Annotated in this window: 15 protein-coding genes and 1 tRNA gene; 8 read left to right on the forward strand and 8 right to left on the reverse strand. The window is 69.4% G+C overall.

Features of this window, described 5'->3' with window-relative positions; translation table 11 throughout:
* Window positions 1–12 precede the first annotated feature (12 nt).
* Window positions 13–1,065, reverse strand: a complete 1,053-nt coding sequence (locus tag QO011_RS10930; protein ID WP_307271511.1) for a GntR family transcriptional regulator — start codon at window positions 1,063–1,065, stop codon at window positions 13–15.
* A 98-nt stretch (window positions 1,066–1,163) separates the two neighbouring features.
* Here QO011_RS10930 and QO011_RS10935 point away from each other — a divergent pair, with 98 nt between their 5' ends.
* A complete protein-coding gene (locus tag QO011_RS10935; protein WP_307271514.1) occupies window positions 1,164–1,685 on the forward strand; it encodes a hypothetical protein in 522 nt (173 codons plus the stop codon).
* Window positions 1,686–1,951: 266 nt separating this feature from the next.
* Here the strand turns inward: QO011_RS10935 and QO011_RS10940 are convergent, their stop codons facing one another.
* From QO011_RS10940 to QO011_RS10955, 4 genes are all read right to left on the reverse strand, one after another.
* Entirely contained in the window at window positions 1,952–2,407 is a 456-nt protein-coding gene (locus tag QO011_RS10940) for a hypothetical protein (RefSeq protein WP_307271517.1), read from the reverse strand.
* A 26-nt stretch (window positions 2,408–2,433) separates the two neighbouring features.
* The gene (locus QO011_RS10945) at window positions 2,434–3,105 is read right to left on the reverse strand and encodes a dienelactone hydrolase family protein (RefSeq protein WP_307271520.1); all 672 of its coding nucleotides are present in this window, start codon (window positions 3,103–3,105) and stop codon (window positions 2,434–2,436) included.
* 136 nt (window positions 3,106–3,241) lie between these two features.
* Window positions 3,242–4,381: a mandelate racemase/muconate lactonizing enzyme family protein gene (locus tag QO011_RS10950; protein ID WP_307271523.1), complete on the reverse strand. Its 1,140-nt coding sequence runs from the start codon at window positions 4,379–4,381 to the stop codon at window positions 3,242–3,244.
* Window positions 4,378–5,685, reverse strand: coding sequence for an MFS transporter (locus tag QO011_RS10955; protein ID WP_307271526.1), 1,308 nt, complete (start codon window positions 5,683–5,685; stop codon window positions 4,378–4,380). Before QO011_RS10955 ends, QO011_RS10950 begins: the two co-directional genes overlap by 4 nt.
* A 109-nt stretch (window positions 5,686–5,794) precedes the next feature.
* Between QO011_RS10955 and QO011_RS10960 the strand changes: the two genes are divergently transcribed.
* Complete coding sequence (locus tag QO011_RS10960; protein WP_307271529.1) at window positions 5,795–6,694, forward strand: LysR family transcriptional regulator; 900 nt, start codon at window positions 5,795–5,797, stop codon at window positions 6,692–6,694.
* Between the two features lie 197 nt (window positions 6,695–6,891).
* On the opposite strand, the gene QO011_RS10965 is transcribed toward QO011_RS10960, so the two are convergent.
* Window positions 6,892–7,791: a cation diffusion facilitator family transporter gene (locus QO011_RS10965; protein WP_307272336.1), complete on the reverse strand. Its 900-nt coding sequence runs from the start codon at window positions 7,789–7,791 to the stop codon at window positions 6,892–6,894.
* 265 nt (window positions 7,792–8,056) lie between these two features.
* On the opposite strand from QO011_RS10965, the gene QO011_RS10970 reads away from it, so the two are divergent.
* Window positions 8,057–9,202, forward strand: coding sequence for a 2OG-Fe(II) oxygenase (locus QO011_RS10970; RefSeq protein ID WP_307271532.1), 1,146 nt, complete (start codon window positions 8,057–8,059; stop codon window positions 9,200–9,202).
* 22 nt (window positions 9,203–9,224) lie between these two features.
* Here QO011_RS10970 and QO011_RS10975 read toward each other — a convergent pair.
* A tRNA-Lys gene (locus QO011_RS10975) sits at window positions 9,225–9,299 on the reverse strand.
* A 299-nt stretch (window positions 9,300–9,598) separates the two neighbouring features.
* Here QO011_RS10975 and gnd point away from each other — a divergent pair.
* The 5 genes from gnd (at window position 9,599) to sseA (ending at window position 14,370) form a co-directional block, all read left to right on the forward strand.
* On the forward strand, window positions 9,599–10,585 hold the full coding sequence (gnd, locus tag QO011_RS10980; RefSeq protein WP_307271533.1) for a phosphogluconate dehydrogenase (NAD(+)-dependent, decarboxylating): 987 nt from the start codon (window positions 9,599–9,601) through the stop codon (window positions 10,583–10,585).
* Window positions 10,585–12,117, forward strand: coding sequence for a glucose-6-phosphate dehydrogenase (zwf, locus tag QO011_RS10985; protein ID WP_307271535.1), 1,533 nt, complete (start codon window positions 10,585–10,587; stop codon window positions 12,115–12,117). The genes gnd and zwf overlap by 1 nt, the downstream gene beginning before the upstream one ends.
* Before the next feature lie 5 nt (window positions 12,118–12,122).
* Entirely contained in the window at window positions 12,123–12,842 is a 720-nt protein-coding gene (pgl, locus tag QO011_RS10990; RefSeq protein ID WP_307271538.1) for a 6-phosphogluconolactonase, read from the forward strand.
* Window positions 12,843–12,925: 83 nt separating this feature from the next.
* Window positions 12,926–13,348 (forward strand): DUF4864 domain-containing protein, encoded by a 423-nt coding sequence (locus QO011_RS10995; RefSeq protein ID WP_307271541.1) that lies wholly within the window; start codon window positions 12,926–12,928, stop codon window positions 13,346–13,348.
* A gap of 179 nt (window positions 13,349–13,527) precedes the next feature.
* Window positions 13,528–14,370 (forward strand): 3-mercaptopyruvate sulfurtransferase, encoded by an 843-nt coding sequence (sseA, locus tag QO011_RS11000; RefSeq protein ID WP_307271544.1) that lies wholly within the window; start codon window positions 13,528–13,530, stop codon window positions 14,368–14,370.
* Between the two features lie 51 nt (window positions 14,371–14,421).
* On the opposite strand, the gene QO011_RS11005 is transcribed toward sseA, so the two are convergent.
* Window positions 14,422–15,849 carry a septal ring lytic transglycosylase RlpA family protein gene (locus QO011_RS11005; RefSeq protein ID WP_307271547.1) on the reverse strand — a complete coding sequence of 476 codons (1,428 nt, stop codon included), beginning with the start codon at window positions 15,847–15,849 and terminating at the stop codon, window positions 14,422–14,424.
* Window positions 15,850–16,071: the final 222 nt, after the last annotated feature.

The raw sequence follows: 16,071 nt of genomic DNA on the forward strand, positions 1-16,071 counted from the left end.
CGGACCGGCCGATCAATCCTCGTGCAGGCGCACCCGGCCGGTCCGGACCAGTTCCAGGTCGTCGCTCAGATGCAGGAAGGTTTCGCGTTCCGAGACCTGCAGATGGACGCGCATCAGGGCCGAGGCGAGCTGTCGGTCGCCCGTCAGCACCGCGGCGATGATGCCGCGATGCTCGACCATCGAGTGCCGGATCCGCTCGAGCCGGATGAAGCCGATATATTCGTTGACGCGGCGGATGTTGTTCTGCCGCTCGATCGCGTGGGTCAGGTACTGGCTGTTCGCTCCGCGCGCGACCAGGGCGTGAAACCGGGCGTCGAGGTCGAACAGCCGCCGCCGCGCCATCCCGTCGATCGCCTCGATGGCTTCGGCGTGCTCCCGGTCCAGCGCCTGCAACGCCCCGGCGTCGGGGGCATAGGCGTCGGACAGGATCGCCGCCGGCTCGACGATCTGGCGGAAGCGGTAGCTGTCGGCCAGCGCCGCCGGGCCGACATCCGCAAAGATCCAGCCGCGGCCGAAGGAGGGCTCGACGAGCTGGTCACGCATCAGCCGCCGCAGCGTCGAGACCAGCGTCCCGTGCGGCACGCCGTAACGCTGCATCAGCGCCCGCTCGCTGATCACGGCGTCGAGCGCGCCCAGCGCCATGTCGCGCATCACCCGGTCGTCGAGCGACCCGCCGTCCGCGGCTTCGAAGGCTTTCTTCTCCTGCGAAAAACGCAGCAGACGGAAGCCGCGGCGCGGCTGGTACTCGACCACGCCCTCGGCCGCGAGCTGCAGCAGCACCTCGCGCACCGGCGTCCGCGATACGCCCAGCTGGTCGGCGATCTCGGCCTCGTTGACCCGGTCGCCGGGCGTGAGCGCGCGGGAAAACTGGACGTCGAGGTGGTCCCGGATCCGGGCCTGGAGAGGGGTCAGCGCAATCACGAGGCCGGCATCCTTGCTTCGCCACAACGCCCGGACGCGGGTGCTGCATCCGGGCGCGATGCTTTTTACCACAAAAAAACGCTTCGCCTGAGGGCGTCTTGCATTGAGGCTGCCCGGGGGGTGCCCGAGCCTTGGGCCGTGCATGTCTGCGCGAGGCTCGAAAGATCGAACGCGGTCACCACCCCATGCTATGGTCAGGCGACGAGCGCCTGAGGAAACCGAACCGACAAGGAGCACAGCCGATGGCGATGACCCGGAAGGAGGAAGCGCGGGCCCTGAATGCGGACGAGCGTGAGCTGGTGGAAAAGTCCCATCATCCGGCGCTGCAGAGCCTGCCCGACGCGGAGTTGTCCCACCTGGTGAAGCTGGTGCGCGAGCGGCGCGAGAAGGCGAAGACGCAGGCCGACCGCCGCCGCCGGGAGATGCGTGGCAAGGCGGCGCCGAAGGGCGCCGCGCCGTCGAAGGAGGACGGAGGCTCCAAGCTGAAGCTGGCCGTCCTGGCGATGGCGGTGCGGCGGCTGAACGGCGAAGTCGAGCGCCGCAACCGGATGGCCGCCAGCGTTGCGCTGGTCGCCAGCGCGCAAAAGGCCCTGGCGATGAAGCAGGCTGCGGAGAAGACCAGCCCGGCCCTCAACAGCCGGCACGCCCATGAGGGTATGCGCGCGGTCGCGAGCCAACGCCGGCAGGACCTGATCCGCCCGATGGAGCTCGGCCGCCTGCGCAAGGCTGCGAGCGTCGCCCAGGCGAAGCGGGACGGACGTTAGGCGTTGTCCACAAATAAGTGCTTCAGATGATAAGGGCACGATCCCCTCTCCCGGCTGGGAGAGGGGCAGGGGTGAGGGTCTAAACGCGTCACCAGCAAAATGCAGGCTCAAGCAACGGCAGGTAAAACGCTCCTCTCTTTCCGGTAATGCTCAGTCCCTCACCCCTGCCCCTCTCCCGGCCGGGAGAGGGGTTCCCCGCGCTACTTCGATTCATTTATTCGCCAACGTTTCCTTAGGGCGAGGAGCCATCATCGGCGAGGCATCCGTCACTCCCAGGTCCTGAGATAGGCCATGGCTTCGCTCAGCACCTCGTGGGCAAGGCGCGCGAGGCCGCCGGGCGCAACGATCATCACGCGCTGCACCGTGTTGGCGTTGTAGAGGCTGACCATGAAGTCCTCGATCGAGAGGCGGCCATACGCCTCGATCGGGACCGCGACGGCACGCGTCTCGAGGCGGGGGCCATCGGGCGCCGCGGCGCAGAGATCGAAGATCAGGCCGAGCGCCGGCTCCTCGCTCCTCAGCCGCGCGCGGAAGGCGAGGACGTCTTCCGCATGGAACACCCGGGCCGGCGCCGCCCACCGCAGGGCTTCGAACGCGTGATCGCAGACATTGTCGACGAGCACCGCGACCAGCAGCGTCTTGCGCGAGGACAGCGGGTGCGCGCGGGCAGCGGCAAAGGCTTCCTCGATCTGCGCGAACGCACCGGCGAGCGCCTGCGACATCGGTGCCGCCCGGGCGAGGCCGCCGTTCAAGCCAGGTGCTGCGCGAAGAAGGCGAGCGTCCGGGCGTTGGCCTTCACGGCGCTGGCCTCGTCATAGACCTGCCGGTCGCTGTTGCAGAAGCCATGGCCGGCTGGATAGAGATAGATCGGCACGCCGGGGTAGCGCTTGCGCAGCGCCTCCACCTGGTCGAGCGGGATGCCGGTGTCGTTCTCGCCGAAATGGGCCTCCAGCGGAATCTTCGGCGCGAGCTCAATATAGTTCGGCACACCGCCGCCATAATAGGCCGACGCCGCGGAGAGGCCGAGACCGGCATGGGCCGCGCGCCAGGTCAGGGCGCCGCCGAAGCAATAGCCGGTGACGCCGACCTTGCCGGCGCTCGCGGCCTCGTGCACCGCGGCTTCGACGTCGATGAGGGCCTTGGTCGGGTCGAACGCCTTCATGAGCTGCCCGACCGTCGCGAAATGATCCGGGCCGTAGTTCTCGCTCTCGAAGCCGTAGTCCAGGCGGTCCATCGTCGCCGGCGCGACACAGAGATAACCCTCGCGCGCATAGCGCTCGACCTCGCTGCGGATCCAGCTGTTGAGGCCCCACACCTCCTGCAGCAGCACCACGCCGCCCTTTGGCTTGCCGCTCGGCGCCGCCCTGTAGGCGTTGAGCGAAAAGCCATCCACCGTCGTCAGTTTGATCCGTTCGCCCATGTCGCCTGCTCCGATCCAGATGGAACCGGCGATACCAGACGCAATGCGTTCGTCCTCTGCAAGCGCAGACGCTTCACAGTGGAGTGATCGCGCAAGGCGACCCCTGTGGGATCGTCAGAACATGACGCCGGGCAGGTCAGACGACCAGCTCGCGCGCCATGACCACCAGCGGCTCGAAGGCGGACGGCCGCGGGCTGATGCCGAGCCCGGGCTGGTCCGGGACGGTGACCGTGCCGTCCGGGTTGATCGGTGGGCGTCCGAGGGCATCGAAGAGCGGGTGCGGTCCCATGTCATATTCGAGGTAGGGCATCGGCGGCGACGCGCCGATGCGCATCTCGGGTTGCGCCGCCACGAAATGCAGCGCCGCGTAGAGATTGACCGAGCTGCCCCACACATGCGGCACCACCGGTCGATCATGGATCTCGGCCAATGCAGCGACCTGGGCGACGCCCGACAGGCCGCCGCAGAGCGCGATGTCCGGCTGCAGCACATCCATGCCGCCCGAGGCCAGAAAGGGCAGGAAGGTCCTCGCCTCGGTATAGGTCTCACCGCCCGCCAGCGCCGGCTGCAGCAGACCCGCCAGCATGCGATAGCCCTCGAGGTCCTGCGGCGTCGTCGGCTCCTCGACCCAGAGGAGGCGCGCCTCCGTCATGCGCGTGGCGGCATCGAGCGCCGCGCGCGGGCGGTAGGCCTGGTTGAAGTCGACCATCAGCGTCGCCTCCTCGCCGATCAGCCGGCGGATTCCGGCCACCACCGCCGCATCCTGCCGGGGATCGAAGCCGCTGCGCAGCTTGACCGCCTTGAAGCCCGCCTGGAGATAGAGGGCCACCTCGCGCTCGAAGTCGCGATAGGGGTTGCCGCCCGGCTTGAAGAAGGGGCCGCTGGCATAGGCGGGCACGCGATCGCGCATCGCGCCGCCGAGCATGGTCGACAGCGGAACGCCGCTCAGGCGCGCCGCGAGGTCGTGCAGCGCCATGTCCAGCGCGGCGACGGCCATGCGCGACACGCCTTCGGCGCCGGCGCGCGCGCCCATCCGGCGCCAGAGGCGGCCGACCTGCAGCGGATCCTCGCCGAGCACGGCCGCCGCGAGCCGCGTCTCGATGACGGCAGCCGCCGCTCGCGGCAGCGCCCAGGTCTCCCCCCATCCGGAGACGCCGGAGCGGTCGACGACCTCGACGAGCAGCGTCTCCCGCGACTGGAAGAAGACGAGCGCATTGCCGATCGCCTCCGGCAGCGGCGCGACGAGATGGTAGAGCCTGACGGTCTCGATGGTCATGGCGCCGCCTTGGCCGGGCGCGAGGCGGGGCCGATGAGATCGCGCATGCTGTGGCCGAGCACCAGGATCGCTCCGGCCGTCACGGCCATCGCGACCGCCAGGAAGACCAGGGCGCCGCCGAATCCGCCGGTGGCATCGCGCACCCAGCCGATGATCGAGGGTCCGAAGAAGCCGCCGATGCTGCCGATCGAGTTGATCATGGCGATGCCGGCGGCCGCGGCGGCCCCGGTAAGAAGCGTGGTCGGGAAGATCCAGATGTTCGGCGAGGCTCCGCCGATGCCGGCGGCGCCGATGGTCAGGCCGATGAGCCCGAGCACGGGCGAGGCGGTCAGCGCCGCCATGAGGAAGCCCGCCGCGCTCACCAGGAACGGCCCGGCGGCGTGCCAGACGCGCTCGCCCGTCCGGTCGGCATGACGCCCGACCACGACCATGGCGATGGCCATGAAGGCGGCCGGGATGGCCGTGACGAAGCCGGTCTGCAGGTTGCTCAGGCCGAAGGCCTTGACGAATTGCGGCATCCAGATCGCGATCCCCGTGGTTCCCATCACCAGGCCCACGGCGATGAAGCACATCAGCAGGACGCGCGGATCGGCGAGCGCCTTGCCGATGGAGAACCGGCCACGCGATTCCTGCGCGGCCCGCTCGGCCTCCAGCCGGCGCGACAGCCATTCGCGCTCGTCCGGCGTGAGGAAGGTCGCCGTGCGCGGCGTCTCGGGCAGGGCGAGGAGAACGACGAAGCCCATGACGACCGCGGGCGCGGCCTCGATGATGAACATCCATTGCCATCCGGCGAGGCCCCAGACGCCGGCCATGGTCTCGACGATCAGGCCGGAGACGGGCGCGCCGATGACGGACGACATCGGAACCGCGATGTTGAAGATCGCGAACATCCGCGCCCGATATTGGCGCGGAAACCACAGCGTCATGAAGAAGATGATGCCGGGGAAGAAGCCTGCCTCCGCCGCGCCCAGCAGCAGCCGCACGATGACGAAGCTCGGCAGGTTCCAGACCAGGGCCGTCAGGCCGGAGAGGATGCCCCAGGTGATCAGGATCCGGCCGATCCAGAGGCGGGCCCCGAAGCGGACGAGAGCGAGGTTGCTGGGCAATTCGCAGGCGATGTAGCCGAGGAAGAAGATGCCGGCGCCGACCCCGAACTCGGATGCGGACAACCCCAGGTCCTTGTTCATCGTCAGGGCGGCGAAGCCGATGTTCACGCGGTCCAGGAACGCCGCGAAATAGGCCACGATGATGATCGGCAGGATGCGCCATGCCGCCTTGGCGATGATGTCCGGTCGTTCTTCCATCGTCCCCCTCCCGTTCGCGGTCTCGGCCGCTCGAGCGGGAGGGTTATTGTTTGTTTGACTTTTCCAATCAAATGGGATGTTCAAAACTCAATACATTGGAAAAATCAATATGCGGCCGTCGCTCGCACAGCTCGAGGCGTTTTTCTGGACGGTCGAGCTCGGCTCGGCCCAGCGCGCGGCCCGCCATCTCAACATCGCGCAACCGACGATCTCGCTGCGGCTGAAGGAGCTCAGCGACTTCCTCGGCATCGCGCTGCTCGAACGGGCCGGCCGGGGGGTACGCGCCACGCCCGAGGGACGCGCCCTCCTGCCACGGATCGCGACCGTCATGGCGGAGCTGCGCGGCATCGTCGGCCATGATCCCATGAAGCAGATCGTCGGCCCGATCCGCGTCGGCCTGGCGGAGGGGTTTGCCGTCACCTGCCTGCCGCCGCTGCTGGCGGCCCTGCTGAACGACCATCCCGGCCTGCAGCCGGAATGGGCCGTATCGACGAGCACGACCCTCGAGGCGCAGCTGCTGCGCGACGCGCTCGACGTCGCGGTGCTGCTCAATCCCATCGGCGACGAGCGCCTGACCCTGGCGGCGCTCGGCGCCCAGCCCACGGCCTGGGCCGCTCCGAGCGCCTGGGGCCTCCGGGGGCCGCTCGCCCCTCAGGATCTCTGGTCGCTGCCGATCATCTCCAACCCGCCGCCCTCGGCCATGCACCGCCAGATCACCGGCTGGTTCGCCGCCGCCGGCCTCACCCCGTCACGGCTGAGCGTGTGCTCGAGCGTCGCCGTCATCGCCGAGCTGGTGGCCGAGGGCATCGGCATGAGCCTCCTGCCCGAGCGCATGGTGGCGCGGCAGATCGCCGACGGCTCGATCCAACTCGTCCCGACTGTCCCGCCGGTCGATGACGGCCGCCTGTTCGTCGCAGTGCGCAGCGGCAACGAGGACGTCAAGATTCAGGCGGTCACGGCCATCATCAGGAAGATCGTGCTGCAGATCGGATATCTCCGGGGCCGGTAGGCGGCGTCCGGCCGGCAGCAAGGAACATTTCTCCCCATCAGCCGTTGGACAGGCACTGCGGAGCATGCGCCCGCCGGCCCGTCGAAGGTCCGTGCGCATGGGACCTGCCAGGCGCCTGGCAGGGGTCCGCGCGAAGCCGCCCCGGTCGTCCACTGGGGCGGCTTTCGCATGGACGGCGAAGCCATGCCGCCGTCCCGTCACGACACGGCGGAAGCGACGGATGCCCCGGCGTGCTTGGCCTTGTATTCCGGCTCGACATGGATGTTGACGACCGCGCCTGCAACGGCCTTCTTCAGCGCCGCTTCCAAGCGGTCGCAAATGTCGTGCGCGGCCTCCACGGTCATCGAGCTCGGCACCACGAGATGGAACTCGATGAAGGTGACCTTGCCGGCGTGCCGAGTGCGCACATCATGCGCTTCGAGCGCCGCGCCGGTATTCTGCGCGATGACCGCCCGGATGGTCGCAAATTCATCAGCCGGGACCGCCTCGTCCATCAGGCTGCTGGCGCTGTCCCGGATCACCTCCCAGCCGCTCCACAGCACGTGCAGGGCAACGAGGGCGGCGATGGCGGCATCGAGGACATGGATCCCGGTCAGCACGACCAGCACGACGCCGACCACGACGCCGAGGGAGGTGACGACGTCGGCGAGGAGGTGCTTGCCGTCGGCGACCAGGGCAGCCGAGCGATGCTTGCGCCCCTGCCGGACGAGGACGGCGCTCCACGCGGCATTGAAGGCCGTCGCGATGCTGCTGACGGCGAGCCCGAGGAGCGGCGCGTCGAGCGCCTTCGGCGCGAGATAGGCGAGATAGGCTTCGTGCATGATCGCCAGCGCGGCAGCGACGATCATCGCGCCCACCACCACCGCGGAGAGGTATTCGGCCTTGTGATGGCCGTAGGGGTGCTCTTTATCGGGAGGGAGCGCGGCGATGCGGATCGCCACGATCGCAACGGCCGCAGTCACGACGTTGATGACGCTCTCCAGAGCATCCGAATAGAGCGCGACGCTGCCAGTCAACAGATAAGCAGCGTACTTTATCAAGAGTACGACGATGCTGACCGCAAAGCTGGCCGAGGCGATTTTCAGGGACAGGCTCATGCACCTCCCATAATCGCCGCGGCGGACCTCGTAAAGTCTCATTTTATACAGCAATTTGTTTGATTTATACCTCAGACTATACAATGTGGCCGGGGATAAGCGGCGACGCGAGCGAGGCCTGTGCGGGGGCGCAGGGGTCCGGGAGAGCCGATGGTGCCGAACACGGCGTCCCCGACCCACGGCACCCTGCAGGTCTGTGCGAAAACGCACTTTCCCGATACCGTTGCGCCGGCTGAGATGGAGCTCCGCATCGGGGGGTGCCGCCATGACCGAACCGCCTGCCTCCGCCTATGTCCATCTCCCCCGCGGCGACCCGGCTCCATGGTTCCATCAGCGGGCGACCGGCAATCCGAACTATGCCTTCGACACGACGGCCGGCCGGTACATCGTGCTCTGCTTCTTCGCCTCCTCCGGCGACGCCCGAGGCCGTGCCGCCCTGCAGGCGATGCAGGCCCATCGCAACCTGTTCGACGACGTCTTCGCATGCTTCTTCGGCGTGACGATCGATCCGCGTGACGAAAGCGAAGAGCGGGTGCGGCAGAGCCTGCCCGGCATCCGCCACCTCCACGACTTCGACATGAAGGTGAGCCGCCTCTACGGCTGCGTGCCGAAGGACGCAGAGCCCGGCACGGCCATTCGCGCCCGCCAGTTCTGGATCGTCCTCGACCCCACCTTGCGGGTGCTGGCGACGTTCGGACTGGATGAGGCCGGCAACCGTGACGTCTTCGCGTTCCTGAAGGGCCTGCCGCCGCCGGCACGATATGCCGGCTTCGAGGTCTTCGCGCCCGTGCTCGTTCTTCCGGATGTCTTCGAGCCTGAGTTCTGCGCCAGGCTGATCCGCCTCCACGAGAGCGAAGGCGGCCGCGAAACCGGGTTCATGCGCGAGGTCGACGGCAAGACCGTCCATATCCTGGATCCCGGACACAAGCGCCGCCGGGACTACACGATCGAGGACGCTGCGCTGATCAGGCAGACGCAGGAGCGGATCATCCGACGGGTGACCCCGGAGATCCTGAAGGTCCATTGCTTCAAGGTCACGCGCATGGAGCGCTATATCGTGTCCTGCTATGCGGCGGAGGACGGCGGCCATTTCCGCGCGCATCGCGACAACACGACCAAGGGCACCGCCCACCGGCGCTATGCCGTCTCGATCAATCTCAATGGCGACTTCGACGGCGGCGAGCTCGGCTTCCCGGAATACGGGCCCCGCGGCTACAAGGCCCCGCCGGGCGGCGCCATCGTCTTCTCCGGCGCCTTGCTGCACGCGGTGTCGCCGGTGACGCGCGGGCGGCGCTATGCCTTCCTGCCGTTCCTCTACGACGAGGAGGCCGCGCGCATCCGCGAGGACAATGCGAAGTTCATCGAGGGCGAGGCGTCGCGGTACAAGGCCGGCCTCGTCGCGGAGCGGTGAAGGTTCGGATTTCAGATCCTGCTGGTGAGCCGGGAGGGAATCGAACCCTCGACCACATGATTAAAAGTCACGTGCTCTACCGCTGAGCTACCGGCCCGCACCAGGCTGAGGTCGGATCGTCGCCGCGAAGGCGCATCCCGACGTCGGCGGGCACTGCGCCCGCATGGCGCGTGTCTCTAAGCGCGGGAACGGGGCGGGTCAAGCCGCATCGGGGGCGCGAGCCCTCGGAGAGGGTCTCGGCCGTCCCGGTCACCGGTTCGTGACCCAGTCATGCCATGCTGCGCCCCCTGCCCCGCGCGCTTATCGGGGCAGCCGCATTGACGGCGCTGCCGGACGCGCTACACCTCCGGCGGTCGCCGCGCGAGGGGCTCGCGTCATCCAGAGCAGGAGATGAACATGCAACTGGGAATGATCGGACTCGGGCGGATGGGTGGCAACATCGTCCGCCGCCTGATGCAGCACGGCCATACCGGCGTGGTCTATGATCGCAACCCGCAGGCCGTGCAGGCGCTCGCCGCCGACGGCGCGGCGGGTGTCGACGGCCTCGCCGCCATGGTCGCCAAGCTCGACAAGCCGCGCGCCATCTGGGTGATGCTGCCGGCCGGCGCCATCACCGAAGGCACGATCCGCGCGCTCGCCGACCTCATGGACAAGGGCGACGTGATCATCGACGGCGGCAACACCTTCTGGAAGGACGACGTCCGCCGCTCCCGCGAGCTCGCCGCCAAGGGCATCGACTATGTCGATGTCGGCACCTCGGGCGGCGTCTGGGGCCTGGAACGCGGCTATTGCATGATGATCGGCGGCAAGAAGGAGACGGTCGACCGGCTCGACCCGATCTTCAAGGCGCTGGCGCCGGGCCTCGGCGACGTGCCGCGCACGCCCGGCCGCGAGGGCCGCGACCCGCGCGCCGAGGAGGGCTACATCCATGCCGGCCCGGTGGGCGCCGGGCACTTCGTCAAGATGGTCCACAACGGCATCGAATACGGCCTGATGCAGGCCTATGCCGAGGGCTTCGACATCCTCAAATCGGCCAATCTGGAGGAGCGCCCCGAGGACGAGCGCTTCACCTTCGACATGGCCGACATCTCCGAGGTCTGGCGGCGCGGCAGCGTCATCACCTCCTGGCTGCTCGACCTCACGGCCTCGGCCCTGGCCGAGGACGCGGGCCTCGAGGACTATTCCGGCTATGTGGAGGATTCCGGCGAGGGCCGCTGGACCATTCAGGCGGCGATCGAGCAGGCGGTGCCGGCCGAAGTGCTGTCGGCAGCGCTCTACACGCGCTTCCGCTCGCGCCACGAGCACACCTATGCCGAGAAGATCCTCTCAGCGATGCGCAAGGGCTTCGGCGGCCATGTCGAGCCCAAGAAGGCGGAGCAGTGATGGCTGGCCTGAAGAACGGCAGGGCTCGCCGGCCCGATCCCTGCAGTTTCGTGATCTTCGGCGCCAACGGCGATCTCACCAAGCGCCTGTTGGTGCCGGCGCTCTACAATCTGGCGGAGTCCAACCTGCTGCCGGAGCCTTTCGCGATCGTCGGCGTGATGCGCTCGGCCATCTCGGACGAGGCCTTCCGGCAGGCGCTGTGGGACGGGCTCAAGCAATTCGCCACCCGGCCGGTCGACCCGGCGATCGCCGAAAAGCTGTTCGCGAGCGTGAGCTGCGTCGAAGGCCAGACCGACGATCCCGACAGCTACCGGCGCCTCGGCAGCCATCTCAAGCAGGTCGAGGTGGCCCACCGCATCCCCGGCAACCGGCTGTTCTATCTCGCCACGCCGCCCACGGCCTTCGCCCCGATCACCCGCCAGCTGGCCCAGGCCGGCCTGACGCAGGAGGGCGAGGGCTCGGGCTGGCGCCGCGTCATCGTCGAGAAGCCGTTCGGCAGCGATCTCGACTCCGCCAAGGCGCTGAACCGCGAGCTGCTCAGCGTCCTCTCCGAGGATCAGATCTTCCGCATGGATCATTATCTGGGCAAGGAGACCGTCCAGAACATCATGATCATGCGGTTCGCCAACGGCCTGTTCGAGCCGATCTGGAACCGCAACTTCATCGACCACGTGCAGATCACCGTGGCCGAGACGGTCAATGTCGAGCGGCGCGGCAAGTTCTACGACACGACCGGCGCGATGCGCGACATGGTGCCGAACCATCTCAGCCAGCTCCTGTCGCTGATCGCCATGGAGCCGCCGGCCCATTACGACGCCCACGCCGTGCGCTCTGAGAAAGCCGAAGCGCTGGCGGCCATCGACGTCTATGACGAGCAGGCGGCGATCGCCAATTCGGTGCGGGCGCAATATGGCGCCGGCCGGGTCAGGGATGCCGAGGTCATCGCCTATCGCCAGGCCCAGGACGTCAATCCGGAGAGCACCACCGAGACCTACGCCGCGATCAAGCTCGCGATCGACAACTGGCGCTGGGCCGGCGTGCCGTTCTACCTGCGCACCGGCAAGGCCCTGGCCCGGCGCAAGACCGAGGTGGCGATCAAGTTCAAGGAGGCGCCGATCTCGATGTTCCGGGACACGCGCCTCGGCGACGCGCCGCTGGGGCTGAGCCAGAACTATCTCGTGCTCAACATCCAGCCGGAAGAGGGCATCACCCTGCACTTCAACGCCAAGGTGCCGGGCCCAACCGTCGCGCTGGCGCCAGTCGGCATGACCTTCAACTACAAGGACTATTTCGAGAGCGCGCCGAGCACCGGCTACGAGACGCTGATCTATGACTGCATGATCGGCGACGCCATGCTGTTCCAGCGCGCCGACGGCGTCGAAGCCGGCTGGCGGGCCGTGCAGCCCTTCCTCGACGCCTGGCGGGCCGCCGGGCATGCGGGCGTGGCGACCTATGCGGCGGGCTCCGAAGGCCCGGAGGAAGCAGACGCCCTGCTGGCCCGCGACGGGCGTGGCTGGCGCAAGCTGGGGTAAGGACCATGGCCGACATCACCACCTGCACCGACGCCGACGACCTCGCCGACCGCGCGGCCGACTGGCTGGTCGATGCGATCGCCGCGACGCCGGGCCGGGCGGCGATCTGCCTTTCCGGCGGCTCGACGCCGAAGCGGCTCTACCAGCGCCTCGCCCGCGATCCCTGGCGTGCCAGGCTGCCCTGGCCGCGCCTGCACTGGTTCTTCGGCGACGAGCGCGTGGTGCCGGCGGACGATCCGCGCAGCAACCAGCACATGGCGCGCGAGGCGCTGCTCGACCAGGCCCCGGTGCCGCCCGACCAGGTGCACGCCGTGCCGGTGGCCGGCCTCGATCCCGAGGCCGCCGCTGCCGCCTACCAGGCGGCGCTGGAGCACTATTACGGCGGCCCCGCGCTCGATCCGCAGCGGCCGCTGTTCGACGTCATGCTGCTCGGCATCGGTCCGGACGGCCATACCGCCTCCCTGTTCCCCGGCTCGCCGGCGCTGCGGGAGACGCGGCGCTGGGCCGTGGCCGGACCGCCCGGGCTCGAGCCCTTCGTGCCGCGCGTCACCCTCACCTTCCCCGCCCTCGCCGCCAGCCGGGCCACCGCCTTCCTGGTCAGCGGCGCCGACAAGCGGGCCATCCTGCCGCGCGTTCTCGCCGGCGAGGACCTGCCGGCGGCCCGCGCCGCCACGGTGCCCGGCGTGCGCTGGTTCGCGGACAAGGCGGCGCTCGGCGAGGCCTGAGCGCCGCGGCGCGGCTTGTGCAATGCGTCTGCAACCGGCGAGGCCCCTCGCGCGTAACAGCGATGGCCGTGGAGGGCCTCGCCATGCGCATCGTCGCCGCCGTGCTGATCGCCACCCTCGCCTGGGCCCTGCCCCTGCCCGGCCGGGCGCAGACCGAGGCGGACACCGCCGCGGTCCAGGGCGTCATCCGCAACCAGCTCGAAGCCTTCAAGCGGGACGACGGCGCGGCCGCCTATGCCTATGCCGCCCCGAACATCCAGCGGATCTTTCCCACCGCCGAGGCTTTCATGGCCATGGTTCGCGGCGTCTATCAGCCGGTCTACCGGCCGCGGCAATACAGCTTCGGCGCCCTGGAGTCGCGGGATGGGGTCCTCGTCCAGGCCGTCGAGATCGTCGACGCGGACGGACAGATCTGGACGGCGGTCTACACCCTGGAGCACGAGCCGGACGGCAGCTGGAAGATCACCGCGTGCCATCTCGTCCGCAGCGAGGGCACGACGGCCTGAACGGGGGATTGTCGCAGGCCGCCGCTGGGTTCCCGCGCGAAATTCGCCGACAGCGTTTTTGCGATTTGGCGGCAACGCCAAGCATCGCAAAGACGCGTCGAAACAAGGAGCCGGAGCAAAGCGGCGTTTCCGTCCAAACGCGCTTTGTTCTAGACAGGGGACGCACAGGATCCCTGCCCATGCCCTCCCATCTCGTCTCCACCGACTGGCTCGCCGCGCGGCTCGGCGATCCCGGCCTCGCCGTCGTCGACGCCTCCTGGTACCTGCCGGCCCAGAACCGCAGCGGCGCCGAAGAATTCCTCGCAGCGCATATCCCGGGCGCCGCGTTCTTCGATATCGACGCGATCGCCGACCATGCCTCGGGCCTGCCGCACATGCTGCCCTCCGAGGCGGCCTTCGCCGCGGCTGCCGGGGCGCTCGGCATCGCCGAGACCATGGACATCGTCGTCTATGACGGCGCCGGCCTGTTCTCGGCGCCGCGGGTGTGGTGGACGTTCCGCGTCTTCGGCGCCCCGCGGGTCTTCGTGCTCGACGGCGGCTTTCCCGCCTGGACCGCCGAGGGACGGCCGGTCGAGTCGGGACCGGCGCGCCGGAGCCCAGCCCCCTTCACCGCCCGGCTCGACCGCGACGCCGTGGCCGGCGCCGAGGCGGTGGCGGCGGCCTTGCGGACGGGCGGCGCCACGGTGGTCGACGCCCGGCCGGCGGACCGCTTCGCCGGCGAAGCCCCGGAGCCCCGCCCCGGCGTGCGCGGCGGCCACATGCCGGGCGCGCGCAACCTGCCCGCCTCGGCGGTGATCGACCGGGGCCGCCTCGCCGCGCCGGACGCGGTGGCGAGCGCTTTCGCTGCGGCGGGCGTCGACGTCGATCAGCCGGTCATCACCAGCTGCGGCTCGGGCGTCACGGCCGCCATCCTGACCCTGGCGCTCGCCTCGATCGGCAAGCCGGCGGCAGCGCTCTACGACGGGTCCTGGACCGAATGGGGCTCGCGGGCCGACCTGCCCGTCGCCACAGGCAAGGACTGAGGTCGCCCTCCCGGCGGCGGGCCGCCGGGATCGGCAACGAGGCGTCCCGGCTCACTCCGCCAGGGCGGCGCCGTCCGCGCCGGCGCTGCGCGCCATGCCGACCACCGCGGCTGCCTCGGTGCGGTCGGCGAAGGGGCCGGCCTGCACCTGCCAGACCGTGTGGCCGCCGCGCTCATAGGAGAGCACCTGGACCTCGCCGGCCTGTGACAGCACCCAGCGCATGCGCTCGGCCCCGGCCTGGTCGGCATAGAGGCCGGCATTGACATAGATGTCCGGGCTCGGCTGGGGCGCAGCGGCGGCATAGGCCAGAACCGGCAGCACCATCGGCGTGTCGCCGAGGGTGGCGGCGGTGCCGACGATGTCGGCGACGCGCAGCTTCATCGGCACCGTCCTGATCAGGCGGGCACCGGCATCGGCGGTGTGCTGCGGCAGCTTGTGCAGGATCTGGGTCGGCTTGGCCTTGGCGGGGATCGGCGTCGCCGCGCCCGGAATGGTCAGGAGGTCGATCGAGCCGGCATCGGCGTTGACGGGCGCACCGATGGTGACGGCCGCCGGCGCGGCAACGCCAGGGGTCGCCGGTGCGGCGGCGGCGTTCTCCGGGGTCACGGTCGCGTTCGCCGGCACGACGACCGAAGCGACGCTGATCTCCGCCGGGCGCTCGGGCGGCAGCGGCAGCACGCCGGACTGATAGGCCATGGTCTCCGCAGCCAGCCGCTCGGGCTCGGCGATCGCCGGCGGCAACGCCTCGGCCGAGGCGACGGCCGGCTGCGCCGCGGGCTGCGCCGGCGCCTGGTAGGCGGCGAGCAGCACGGGGGCCGGCGCCGGAGCCGGCGCCGCCGGGACGGGCGCGACGGCAGGTGCCTGCGCCACCATGGTGTCGGGCACGCCGCCCAGGTTCAGCTGCGCCGGCGAGCCGTCGGTGCGCAGCGAGGCCACCAGCATCGCCGTGTCCGACCCCGTCGGCTTGGCACGCCCGACATATTCGACCTTCACCCGGCCGGTGCCCTGCTGCTTGAACTCCAGGAGCTCGGCGGCGCGCCGCGACACGTCGATCACCCGCCCGCCGTGATAGGGGCCGCGATCGTTGACGCGCACGATGATGGAATCGCCGTTCTCGAGATTGGTGACGCGGGCATAGCTCGGCAGCGGCATGGTCTTGTGAGCCGCCGTGACGTCATGCATGTCGAAGACTTCGCCATTGGCCGTCAGGCGGCCATGGAAGTCGTTGCCGTACCAGGACGCGGTGCCGACGGCGCTGTAATTGGTGTCCTCGTGCGGGACGTAGCGCTTGCCCGCCACCACATAGGGCCTGCCCACGAGATAGACGCCGCGACGGGAGACGCCGGGGTCGATGGGATCGGCGCCCGCGACCAGCCGCGGGCTGGCGTAGACGCCGTATTTCGGATCCTTGGTGCGCTCGCCTGCGGTAAACGAGCTCGACGAGCAGTTGGCGAGCGCCAGGCACCCGACGGCCGTCATCGTCACTTTCAACAGCGGCACCGGAAAGCCCGGCACCGGTGACGCAAACGCCCCCCCCTTGGCCCATCGGGCCCGGACGCTATTTGTCATCACTCAATCCCTTCCCCACGTTCGAAAGGTTGGCATGGGCGGCCCGGAAGCGCGCATGCCCCTTGCCTTTCGACGCGACCCGTTTCAATTGCCGCCGCGGGTTGACCCCGCGTGCGCAACGCACTGTCTAAC

This window comes from Labrys wisconsinensis (assembly GCF_030814995.1).
GTDB classification, from domain to species: Bacteria; Pseudomonadota; Alphaproteobacteria; order Rhizobiales; family Labraceae; genus Labrys; species Labrys wisconsinensis.